This is a genomic window from Dictyobacter sp. Z7_2, assembly GCF_057551105.1.
The window spans coordinates 1,453,506-1,466,215 of the sequence record NZ_BAAJPE010000001.1; the positions used below are offsets into that span (position 1 = coordinate 1,453,506).

Sequence of the window (12,710 nt, forward strand, 5' to 3'; positions counted from 1 at the left end):
AACATTCACCTTCTCAACTAGCGTACTCACTTATCATATCCATCGAAGTACTGAGCGATATCTTTATCAGTATTCTCCATCTCACTGGCCGACTGAGCCAACGTCTTCGCAAAATCCATCTGCCACTGGAAAGAAGCCCGCAGGCGACTCTCATAGGGACGCAGAACCGCCCAGACTGGCTCTTGCATAAAGCCTGGAAAACTTTCGACAAAACCACTGATCCTTGACCAATGGGCCTCATGTTGAGTCAGGGCAGTATTGGCATTGGCTATCATCTTCCCCGCTGTGGTCCGCATACGCTCTGTAGGATAATTTATCTTACCACTATTCGATGTTCCACCCGGATCGTCAGGTCGCATAGACATTCCTCCTTAACATCAGCCATTCATGCTTCCACAATATAGACGTATCCAAATATGCATTTTAACATGTATTATCCGATGAGAATTTACTTTGATTTTCAAACCCGTTACGCTATTATTCTTTTTGGACAGCAAAAAAGCAGAGCATATCCTCTCCTCAGGCAGAGGAGAGGATATGCTCTGTGCATTATGAGCATAAAATCCCTGTACTAATCGATCATTTAAGCAAGCAGTCACTTATAAAACGAATTTTTTGATTTCTTGTATTATATCCACACTTTCACGAGGGAGAAAAGAAATCAGAGCTAATTTTATTGCTTTTTTTTAATATTACGATTAGAATAACGTTATATATTAAATGTAAGATCTTTGAAACGGCATAGGTACCTGGATTTATTCTTTCATCTGCATATATATACGTTCGAGGGTACTTATTTTGACCTTTAGCTTTGAAAACCATAAGTATCAATCTTATTAGCATAAGGAGAAACCCAATGCCATGTAAGTTCTGTGGATCAATTTTGCCCCTGGATGCTCGTGCCTGTCCAACCTGTGGGAACATGGTCGATGCGAGTGCACAGGGATACAATGAGCCCACTCAGTATGCCAGCACGACTGATATCAATCCAGCTCAGGCATCGTATGCCAGTCCCACGGAAGCGATACCACCACCGCCAACGTATGGAACGCCACCACCGTATCAACAGTCGTCATCATCGCCTTATAATCAGTCCTATCCGGCGCAAGGAGTACCTCCTTACAATCAGCCTTACCAGCAGTCATATGGAGCCCCGATGAACAGTCAGCCGGGAGTCCCATACGGTGCTAATGCTCCCTACCCGGGGCAGATAACAGGATATGCTCCGCCAACGCAAAAGCCCAAATCGCGTGTTGGACTGATCATCGGAATTATCGCCATCGCACTGGTCGTCTTATGTATTGGAACATCAGTACTCGCGTATATTGGATCACAGGCAGGCACGAAGACAGACAACAACAACAACAAGTCAACAGCAACCGCCGTCAATGTAACACCAACAACAGCAACGGTAAGCACGCCCTCGGGCACGCCCATCGATCCTCAAGCGGCTGCGATTATCATTAATCCACAGACAGCCACGGCCATCGATAAAGAAACGTTAGCGCCAGTCAAGGGAAAGACCAGCACGACATTCAAGACATACTCATCGATCTATGTCACGTTTGATCTCAATCCCAAAAATTTTGATGCGTCAAAAGAGGCAGATTATATCAATGTACGCTTCTATATTGGTTCGAAGAGCGTACTGAAGGATGATCCTCTGAAAATTGGCAGCGATAACTTTAATGGCTACTTTAGCGCCGATTACTATAAGCCTACCGATGTTGGTGCTGCCGAGCTGTATTGGTGTCATACATCGACTTGTAGTGACGGTAAGCTCGCTCAAGTCGTACACTTCACTGTCACAGATTAGCGTATTCACATGCAGGCAGGGCAGTTTCATAGCAAACTGCTCTGCCATTAGTATACAAAGAATCGCATAGTTAAAGAAAATCGTGTATACTTAGCTCGAGGAAGAGCTATACATCCCCAAAGCTGAGGACGAAGAGGAAAGCCCCTTCCCTGACAAGTCCATGGCGCACTTCTACTCACATTTTTACCCTATATACCTGATATATCCGATATATCCCAAAAGCAGGCACTCTTATACTATCTTTTACAATGTATAAGCGCATGGAAGCATTATATCTTTTGACTATAAAAAAGAGACTTTAAAAGGATTTATCATGGAGGCACGCATCACAAGGGAAAACACTCTATAAGATAGCACCTATAATCTATCGCTGCCAGTTTTCCATCCATCTGTAGCTTGTACCGCCTCAAGCACTCATTTTACTGATAACCATAGTGTCATGCTTCAATGCCATAGACATCTAAATCTACATATATCTATATGAAGGGGACGCAGGATGCAATTACGTGTGCGCAAGCGAGATAAATCAGCACCCACAAAGCATTTCTCAGTATTGATCGGTCAACGACTCACAAAAACCTCTCGCATTTATTCGCTGCTTGGTATCTTCATGCTTCTTATGACGAGCGGCGGAACACTCCTATTTCAACTCATCTCGCACTCAAGCAGTGCGCTGGCGATGGCCGCAGCGGCCGCACCAGCCAACACAGCCGTTTTGACCTTCAAAAATGATCAGCAGCGTACAGGACTCAATGCCCACGAGACGATTCTCAATACCAGCAATGTCAACGCTTCGACTTTTGGCAAACGCGTCACCTATCCGGTGCAGGGGCAAGTCTACGCTCAACCATTATACGTGCCCAATCTTGTCATCAACGGAGTCAGCCACAACGTCGTCATCGTCGCCACCGAGCATGATCAAGTCTACGCCTTCGATGCAGACTCGAAAACAACGCTTGATCCGCTCTGGGAGACAAATTATCTAACCAATGGCGCGACAAGTGTGGCGTATACGGATGTCGGATGTAGCGATATGATTCCTGAAGTAGGTATCACCGGCACACCGTATATCGATCTCGGCACCAATACGATGTATCTGGTCGCCTTCACCAACGAAGGCGGCGATCTGATTTACCGCCTGCACGCTGTCGACATCACCACCGGCAAGGACAAACAAGGCAGTCCCACCGTGATTAGTGGCTCAACACCTGGTGTCGGCGATGGATCAGTTAATGGAGTCGTTAATTTCCTGCCCGTCCATCAACGTCAACGAGCCGCGCTCACCGTCGTGAATGGACAGATCTACATCCCCTTCGGCTCGTTCTGTGACAACGGTCCTTATCATGGCTGGATGTTTGGCTATACATACAATAGCACCACATTACAGCAGCAAGAGATCTATAACGATTCACCAAACGGCACCGGCAACGGTATCTGGGGGGCGGGCGGATCGGTAGCTGCCGATCTGCAAGGCAACCTCTATGTCTCAACCGGCAACGGCGACGCCGACCTCGATACAGGTGGAGCTGATGCCGGTGACTCGGTGATTAAGCTCAATGCTCAGTTGCAACTCACCGATTACTTCACACCGTTCAATGCCTCCTGTTTGGAGTATCGGGACGCCGATCTCAGTTCCGGCGGACCTTTGATCTTGCCATCCTACAATGAACTCTTTACGGGTGGTAAAGAGGGACGTTTCTATGTGCTGAACACCAATAATCTTGGCAAATATACGGCCGATCCCAATTTGAACTGCGATACCACCGAGCCAAATCGCAACGATATCGACAAAGTGGTGCAGGAATTTTTGCCAGGCACCGTTGGCGGCATCTATGGCAATCCCGGCTACTATCATGGTCCCAATGGCGAATACGTCTACTTTCCCGGTGCGGGCAGCTCGACCAAGGCCTTTAAATTGCAGGCAAACGGGACACTCTCGACTACAGCCACCTCTCAGACAACCACAAGCTTCGGCTTTACAGGTGGAAATCCGAGTACCTCTGCAAACGGCACTCAGGCTGGCACCGGTATCGTCTGGATTATCGATCCAACCGGCGTCCTGCGTGCCTATGATGCCAATAATCTCGCCACCGAGCTCTACAATAGCAATGAGAATGCCGCGCGTGATGCATTGGATAGCTATGTAAAGTTCTCAACGGCGACCATTGCCAATGGACAGGTTTTTGTCGGCACATCCGATACCCTGACCATCTTTGGGCTGGATCCAACCGATCCTCCGATAACGACAGGGACACAGACAGCGACGCCAACACCTGTGACCTTCAACAATCGAGGCGTGAGTAGCGACTCAGCTCCAGAAACGGGTAATTTCGATGGCTTAAACGCCAGTTACTCACTTCAGGCACTGCAAAATGTCGGTATCAATCCTGGCGATAACGCCTTCTACAATGGCAATAAGATGGTCTTTACCTGGCCAAATGTTTTGCCTGGTTTCAACAACAACTACGTCGCCAACGGTCAAACGATCCCGGTGACTCCGATGGACAATGCAAACCTGCTGGGCTTCCTGGGAGCAGCCAGCAACGGACCCTCCTCCGGCGTCGCCACCATCAACTATACCGACGGTAGTAAACAATACTTTACGCTAGGATTCACTGACTGGCTACGCAATAGAAATAACTCGGCACTCTATCCAGGCAACGCCATTCAATCGCAGATGACCTACTATAACTCAGGAGGTGGTACCAATTATGCCAACACCTACCTGTACTATACAGATGTGGCACTACAATCCAGCAAGCAGGTAGAAAGTGTCACCTTGCCGTCCTCGGTCAATCAGGGACAGCTACACGTCTTCGCAGTCTCGACTCTGAATGTCCCACAGCCCGCTGTCTACAACAATATTGGCACGACCGATGATACAGCCCCTGTCAATGGTAACTTTGATGGCACCAATAGCTACTCCGCACAGGCTTTAAGCACGGTGGGAATTACACCAGGACACACTTTTACGTACAACGGCGTTAATTTCACCTGGCCCGGTGCCGCATCCGCCACCAATAATAACTATATCGCCAATGGACAGCTCTTACCGATCACACCTGTCACCAACGCTACCAAGCTCGCCTTTCTGGGTGCCGCCACTGGCGGACCGGCAAGTGGCAGCGCCAAGATCACCTATACCGACGGCTCCACGCAAAGCTTCATTCTGGGCATGAGTGATTGGACGCGCGGCGGGAGCGGCAATGATGCTCCCTCCTTTGGCAATCAGATCGCGGCCACGACCGCGTATCGCAATACACCGAACGGGCAGCAAGCGACAGTCCAACCATCCATCTTTTATGCTGAGATCGCCTTGCAGGCGGGAAAAACGATCAAAAGCGTCACCTTGCCCGTGGTGATTACAGGTGGACAGCTGCACATTTTCACGGTCGCCACCAGTGGAGGTACAGTCGTAACGCCGACTCCAACACCGACGCCAACCACCAATCCAACACCGACGCCGACACCCAATCCGCCAGCCGTACAGTACAACAACATCGCCATCAGCGATGACGGCAATCCATCTGCTGGCAACTTTGACGGAGCCAATAGCTATTCAGCTCAATCCCTGGCGACGCTCAACATCACGCCTGGAGCCATCGTGACGTTCAATGGCATCAATTTCACCTGGCCCAACGTCGCGGCCGGCTCCAACAATAACTATGTCGTCAATGGACAGGTCTTCCCCATCACGCCTGTCGCCAATGCTACCACGCTCGCCTTTCTGGGAGCGGCCGCCGGTGGACCCGCCAGCGGGAACGCTACGATCACCTATACCGACGGATCCACGCAGACCTTTACCCTGGGCATGAGCGATTGGACACGCGGCGATGGAACCGATGCTCCTTCCTTTAGCAATCAAATTGTCGCCACAACGACCTATCGCAACACACCCACGGGAAAACAAACGACGAGCAAGCCATCCATCTTTTACGCCTCGGTCACCTTGCAGGCAGGAAAGACGATCAAAAGTGTCACCCTGCCCGCCACGACCACAGGTGGACAGCTGCACGTCTTTACAATAGCAACCGGTACGGGAACGACCGTCACACCGACACCCACTCCGACGCCGATCCCTACCGCAACACCAACCACGACCGTACAGTACAATAATGTCGGAGCCAGTGACGATAGCAATACCGCTCCTGGTAACTTCGACGGCGTGAATAGCTACTCGGCGCAAGCTCTGACAAAAACGAATATCACGCCTGGAGCAACCGTCACATTCAACGGCGTCAATTTCATCTGGCCCAACGTCGCCGTAGGATCGGCCAATAACTATGCCGCCAAGGGACAGGTCATCTCACTTACACCTGTCAGCGGCGCTACAACATTGGCCTTCCTGGGAGCCGCTATCAATGGCAATAGCAGCGGGACCGCGCTGATCACCTATACCGATGGCTCAACCCAGAGCTTTACGCTGGGATTCAGCGACTGGACATTGGGTGGAGGAGGCAATAGTCCGTCCTTTGGCAATCAAATTGTGGCCGCCACATCCTATCGCAACACGCCGTCGGGTAAGGATGCGAACAATGCTCCAGACGTCTTCTATTCCGATGTAACGCTCTCCAACGCCACGAAAACGGTCCAGAGCGTCACCTTACCAACGACGATGACCGGTGGACAGATGCATATCTTTGCCATCTCCACCAAAAGCACGACTACCAATCCCGCCGCTCCCTACACCAACGTCGGAACCAGCGATGATGCCAATCCATCTGCAGGCAGCTTTGATGGGGCCAATAGCTATTCCAGGCAGGCCCTGAGCCAGATCGGCATCACACCTGGAGGCATTGTCAGCGTCAATAGCATCAACTTTACCTGGCCCGGAGCAACCGCCGGGAATCCCAATAACTACGTCGCCAACGGACAAGTCTTGCCTATCCGCCAGCAAAACGGTACCAGCACCACAACGATCGGTTTCCTCGGCGCATCCACTGGAGGCTCCGCCAGCGGAACAGCGACCATCACTTACACCGATGGCACGAAGCAGACCTTTACGTTAGGCATGAGCGACTGGACGCTGGGAGGCGATGGCACCGATCCACCATCTTTTGGCAACACAACCATTGGGGTATCCCCCTATCGCAACACACCAGCAGGAGCTCAAGCAGCACATAAACCGGCGATCTTCTATGCACAGGTCACCATCATCGCCGGCAAAACCGTACAAAGTGTCAGCTTACCCACCACCGTGACCGGCGGACAGATGCACATCTTCTCCGTCGCCACCAAGTAGCGTCATTGAATCCGACTCATGCGGGAGAGCGCCTCACGTTCGTGAGACACTCTCCCGCATTGATATATTCTCGATAATTCTTCCAACCCACCATCGATTATGTTCCGAGTATTCTACTACGCCAGCCATCTACTCCACACCAGAAACAAGGAAATCACCCGCAAAAAAATGAAGTCAGAAACGTTGAGTATGTAATGAATATCTCACAATAACAATATATTCATTTAATTTCATATTCATATATGAAATCATCTATATATGATATAAAAAATATTATAGCTACCGTCAAAAAAGAGCTAAATGCTCAATAGAGCATACAAATAAACAGGACGCGAAAGGAAGAATCTATGTCTCAACCTCCCTACAAAGCATGCGGACAGTGCGGGACATCGCTCCCGGCGAATCAGAGATTTTGTTCAAATTGTGGTGCCGATCAAGGAGCAAATCCTACTCCCAATATCGATGGCACCATGCCAGCCTCGGGATATGCTCAGCCACCACGTCAGAATATCTCGGGCGCCGAGCAGTATGGAAATCCACCCTATCAGCAAGGCGGCCCTCCTCCCACGCCGCAAGGCGGGCCACGACCTTATGGACAGGGCGGGCAGGGACCCTATCAGCAAGGCGGTTATCAGCAACCGTATCAACAGATCCCCTCATATGCACAGGCACCACAAAATGCTAACGACAACAGCGTAGGAATTATCGGAGCAATCTTAGGTTTCATGTTGTTGAGAAGAGCGGAGCGCCGAGCGGGAAGCTGGATCGCCGGATGCTTTGTCTGGATTATCATTATCGCCGCTGTAATTATCTGTTTTGTGGTAAGTCAAGCGTCATCCAACCATCAGATCAGCAACTCGATCAACAACATCACCCACCAGAGCACGCCGGTCAGCAACATCAAAAAGTCCAGCGATCCAATCCATGCAACCATTGTGTACTCAGGAATAACCATCAACGTCTTAGATGCGCAGCAAGCTCCCTCCTTCACCGATGATGACGAACCAGACAGCGAGGGACTACTCCGACTGGACCTGAAAGAACAGACAGGCGAGCTCAATGGTACCAGTGTTGACTATTCAACTGCCTTTCAACTGGTCGCCCCCAATGGTACAACCATTAGCCCCTCCCAGATGCAACATGGCTATAATCCAGACGCCTCGACAACGCGTAACAACTGGATCGATTTCCCGATCGCAAAAAATATACAGGTCAACCAGTACACATTAAAAATCGGGACGGTCAAAGAAGCACAGATGGCCATACCGCTCACTGGCAAAGCCGATCTAAGCCAATATGCATCCAGAAAAGCGAGTCCCAACAAGCAATTCACCTATGGAGGAGTCGATTTCATCATCAAGGATGCCACATCCTCGCTCAGCAATAATGGACCTCAGGCGGACAAAGGCACCATGTATGTCACCATCAACATGATTATCAACAATAACTCATCACATGCATTTTACGGTAGCCTCACAAGTATCCGCCTAAAAACTGGCACCACCACTACGCCGCCAGCCGACTTCATCGCGAACGCTTCAAGCGGACAGACAAATGTTGCCACTACTTTAACCTTTGTCATGCCGCAGGGCAGCAAAGACTTTACACTCGTCTTCCTGCCATCCAACGACAACGATGCACCAAATCAGGCATCAACTGACTTCCAGATCCCATAACGTAGTGCTCTGTCAATGATCATCGCATCGATCTCTCATCTGAGATATGCACCTCATGGGGTGAGACGCCCACCGACGTAGCGGCGCGGCTCCGCCGCGCTGTCTGTGACTCGTCCGACCATGCTCCTCATGAGGTTCCATTGCATAATCTTCCCACCGTGGAGCGTCTTGTTGGCGTTGCTTCCATCGGCACGTGGGACGGTGTCGTGCGGGAAGTGACAGCACGGCGGAGCCGCGCCGCTACGTCGGTGGGCGTCTCACCCCACGACTTCACGGATCTGTTTTGGGAACATATCTCCTCTGAGACAGAGGCGTGATGATCTTTGGCAGAGTAGTAGCGTCGCACGCTTGCGTGCAATGTCCCAGTAGCTCGTACGAGACAGTAGAATCTCGACGAGCTACGCTGGCCTGCTTGATCGTACATCAAGTGGGACATCGTGCCCGAGGGCGGGATGCGTTTGATGGCTTCGAAAGGAGGAGTGGGTTACGCTGCGAAAACTGGGAGAAATATTTCATCGACCCACAATGTGAGTCTGTTCGCGTCAATAGGGCCTTTGCCCTGGAAATATTCCGCCCGAACCAGATTAAAAGGCAGGGTCAGTGTCGTATTACTGACCTCCTTTATTTTTTCACCTCTGGCCTTTGCGAACCCCAGTAATTTCTGCATGATCAAAATATTCGCGGTTTCTGCGTTCGGCTCAATCTTCAAAAGCTTTTCATTGTTCTGACCTAGTTCAAATAAGAACGCATTCATGATCTCCGGGCCAACTTCCACGTAAGCGCCTTGATAGAGGGTCAACAAATGCAACAAGTCTCCGCGGAGACTTCCTGTATCCTCTATTCTATCGATCAGTGCACCACCCAGTGCACCTGTCCATTTATAGAGCATAATTTCGCGAATCAGGTCAAATGGCGTTTCCCAGTGGCGATACATGACGGTGCGGCTCGTTTTTGCGGCACGAGCAATTTGTTGAAACGTGAGATTAGCATAGCCAACTTCTTTCATCACTTCTTCCGTAGCGTCATAGATGCTCTCTGTCAGCACGTCTCCGCGTCTGCGTGTATTCCGGCTCGCTTTGTTCAATTCCACCATCATCTTTCTGCTGCTACGGTTGAAAACGCAAGTCTCTCAAGCGTACATATCTCCTGTTATGAATTTTTGGAATATTATAGCACAATTTCAAAAGAAATTAAGCTACATACTTGCTACCCGAACGAGCAACGGGCGGCAAGTATGGTGGAGTTATTCCAGCGATTAGTCCACTGAGGCGCGGGCTATCTGATTGAGTTCAGCGTAGTCAACTCCTGTCAGTTCAATTGATTTCTCCCAGAGGCGTGTAGCGACCGATTGATCATACTCCTTTTGGGCCTTTGTCTCGATGCGTGGATAGCCACGCATTCCACCAGGGGCACCAGGACCAATCAGTTCTCCACCATGGACATCAGAGGCTGTTCCGGCATAGAGCTCCGGCAACGCTCCCATCGCCTGTGACTGCGCCACGATTGGCATGAAGAGCTTGTAACCAATCGTCTCGACAACAGCCTTCGAGGTGGTCGCGCTTGTGGATTGCAGATTCGTGCGGGCAAATCCCGGATGCGCGGCCACGCTGATTGTACTCGCATCCGCTGAGGCGAGCAGATGCTGCAACTCAAAGGCGAAAAGCAGATCGGCGAGCTTGCTCTGCCCATAAGCCTCCCAACGCGAATAGGAATACTGCCGATTCAAGTCATTGAAATCGATCTTACCTAACCGGCGCACAACACTCGATAAGGTGACGATCCGACTTTGAGGTGTGGCAAGCAGGATGGGCAACAACAGACCGGTGAGCGCAAAGTGTGACAGATAGTTAACGGCAAACTGCATCTCAAATCCATCCTGGCTCTCAAAGCGCGGGATCGCCATCACGCCCGCGTTATTAAAGAGGATGTTCAGGTGGTTATGAGAGCGTTTGAAGCTCGTGGCAAATTGCCGTACAGCACCCAGCGAGGCCAGGTCAAGCTGGACCAGTTCAAGCGAGGCATCAGCGTCACCGGCAACAATCTCCTCCAGAGCTTTGCGCCCTTTATCCAGATTGCGACAGGCCATGACAACATGCGCACCCTTGGCCGCCAGCGCTCGCGTTGCCTCAAAACCCAGGCCACTATTGGCACCTGTGACGATAGCGACACGTCCATGTAGATCGGGAATATCGTTAGATGTCCATTTACTCATTAGCAGGTTCCCCTCACAATAAAAATATAGTTCCTACATGAAACAATATCATATCGAAGAGGTTGACTGCTTACTTGTCTGCTATCGTATTGTGCACCGCGTCCTTTTAGAGCGAGAAGTCCACGCTTGCGCTCGGCTGCTTTCTCTCCTCCTCCCCTTCCTCCTCAAGCAGGAGAGAGGCATCCTCAGCTCGCTGCTGCTTCTCCATCTGCGCGAACCACTGGATCAATACAATGCTGGCCATCACGATCAGATAAAGTCCACCCGGAATCCACATGATCAGTCCGCCGAGCTGCTGATCAAGCGTCGGAGACCATCCAAGCATGTGTGCGGTGGCCGCGTACATGGGATAGAGCGGTGGCGTAAACGTGAGTCCAGCGCCCAACAGGACCATTGGCATGTCGCTGAGCAAGATGTAGATCAACTTGCCAGCAGCATTGAGCGAAAAGAGTCCCTCCACCTGAGCACCAAAGAGCGGTGTCCAGAAGAGGAGTCCTGTGACCAGATAGAGCACCAACGAGAGGTAATGTGCCCATTCATTCATCATCACATTCATGACGGAGGGGGCATGCCAGATCCACATGTTGGCATTGAAGAGGAGCGCGGCAATAAAAGGCATCGTCGCCCAGCGCCAGACGAAAAGAAGCAGGCGCGGGCGCAGATAGAAGCGCGCTAGCCAGTCAGGGATACCTACTACGAGCAGCGGAGCCGCTCCAAGAGCCAGCAGCATGTGCTGGACCATATGGCCGGTGAAGAGGATATGGGCGATCGCCTGAAGTGGCGTGATCACACAGAGCACAATCACCACCACTCCGAGCAAGAAGGCCGCCACGCGTCCACGAGGCACCGTGTCTGACAGCTGATACTTGCGCCGCAGCGGTCCAATACTATAAAAATAAGCTCCCACAAAGAGGATTAAGAGAATAAGAGCAACGGGATTCCAGTTCCATTGTGAGAGCCATCCCTGAGCTTCCTGGACACTTGTCGGCATAAAAAAGTACCTTCCTTCAAAAGCATCCCACGATCTGCATCCGTGGGAGAATTATCTTTGCATGACTTATATTGTAGGACAGGTACAGAATAATTGCCATCGGGCGAAGACCTGATTAAATTAACCGGTGTAACCCTCGTGCTGGAGCAGCCACTGCTTACGAGCCAATCCTCCAGCATAGCCTGTGAGCGCCGCGTTTGCCCCTATGACACGATGGCAGGGCAGCACGATCGCCACTGGATTGAGAGCATTTGTCGCCCCAACTGCTCGGTAGGCCGTCGGTTTGCCGACCTGAGCCGCCAGAGCTCCATAGGTCAGCGTCGTCCCGGAAGGGATCGAGCGCAAAGCCATCCAGACCTGTTGCTGGAACGCGGTACCACCAGTCTGGACAGGTATAGCATCAAGAGCCGCCAGATCGCCCGCGAAGTAAGCACGCACACGCCGACTTATTCCGCCTGGATCGCTGGTCCGCGTGAAATGGACGGGACCATAGCGACGTTCGAGCAACATCATCATACGCGTCTCATAGTCGGAGTAGTCAAGCGAACAGAGCTTATCATCATCCACCACAATCAAAACGGTACCGATAGGAGAGTCAATAGAGTCAAGGAGAAGTTCTTTCATTCTGTGTTCCTCATGAATGCTATCAAACAACACAGTCGCTATATGCGCTTGTCATGTCTGTATCATAGACCATCAGGAGAGGAGAGACTGGCGGTTTTCAGACATTGTGATGGAGCAGACAACGTCACTCACGCCATCAGGATCGACGG

At 51.0% G+C, this 12,710-nt stretch carries 9 protein-coding genes; 4 read left to right on the top strand and 5 right to left on the bottom strand.

Annotation, left to right across the window (positions count from 1 at the left end; translation table 11 throughout):
* Positions 1-26: 26 nt before the first annotated feature.
* Positions 27-359 carry a hypothetical protein gene (locus AC27N8_RS05590; protein ID WP_487064799.1) on the bottom strand — a complete coding sequence of 111 codons (333 nt, stop codon included), beginning with the start codon at positions 357-359 and terminating at the stop codon, positions 27-29.
* A gap of 497 nt (positions 360-856) precedes the next feature.
* Here AC27N8_RS05590 and AC27N8_RS05595 point away from each other — a divergent pair, with 497 nt between their 5' ends.
* The 4 genes from AC27N8_RS05595 (at position 857) to AC27N8_RS05610 (ending at position 9,051) form a co-directional block, all read left to right on the top strand.
* Entirely contained in the window at positions 857-1,816 is a 960-nt protein-coding gene (locus AC27N8_RS05595; RefSeq protein WP_487064801.1) for a hypothetical protein, read from the top strand.
* 496 nt (positions 1,817-2,312) lie between these two features.
* Entirely contained in the window at positions 2,313-7,058 is a 4,746-nt protein-coding gene (locus AC27N8_RS05600) for a beta strand repeat-containing protein (RefSeq protein WP_487064803.1), read from the top strand.
* Positions 7,059-7,405: 347 nt separating this feature from the next.
* Positions 7,406-8,734 carry a zinc-ribbon domain-containing protein gene (locus AC27N8_RS05605; protein WP_487064805.1) on the top strand — a complete coding sequence of 443 codons (1,329 nt, stop codon included), beginning with the start codon at positions 7,406-7,408 and terminating at the stop codon, positions 8,732-8,734.
* Between the two features lie 140 nt (positions 8,735-8,874).
* A complete protein-coding gene (locus AC27N8_RS05610; RefSeq protein WP_487064165.1) occupies positions 8,875-9,051 on the top strand; it encodes a hypothetical protein in 177 nt (58 codons plus the stop codon).
* A 167-nt stretch (positions 9,052-9,218) separates the two neighbouring features.
* Here AC27N8_RS05610 and AC27N8_RS05615 read toward each other — a convergent pair whose 3' ends face one another.
* The 4 genes from AC27N8_RS05615 to AC27N8_RS05630 form a co-directional block, all read right to left on the bottom strand.
* The gene (locus AC27N8_RS05615; RefSeq protein WP_487064807.1) at positions 9,219-9,830 is read right to left on the bottom strand and encodes a TetR/AcrR family transcriptional regulator; all 612 of its coding nucleotides are present in this window, start codon (positions 9,828-9,830) and stop codon (positions 9,219-9,221) included.
* A gap of 159 nt (positions 9,831-9,989) precedes the next feature.
* A complete protein-coding gene (locus AC27N8_RS05620; protein WP_487064809.1) occupies positions 9,990-10,946 on the bottom strand; it encodes an oxidoreductase in 957 nt (318 codons plus the stop codon).
* 106 nt (positions 10,947-11,052) lie between these two features.
* On the bottom strand, positions 11,053-11,937 hold the full coding sequence (locus tag AC27N8_RS05625; protein WP_487064811.1) for a cytochrome c oxidase assembly protein: 885 nt from the start codon (positions 11,935-11,937) through the stop codon (positions 11,053-11,055).
* Between the two features lie 120 nt (positions 11,938-12,057).
* On the bottom strand, positions 12,058-12,561 hold the full coding sequence (locus AC27N8_RS05630; protein ID WP_487064813.1) for a methylated-DNA--[protein]-cysteine S-methyltransferase: 504 nt from the start codon (positions 12,559-12,561) through the stop codon (positions 12,058-12,060).
* Positions 12,562-12,710 lie beyond the last annotated feature (149 nt).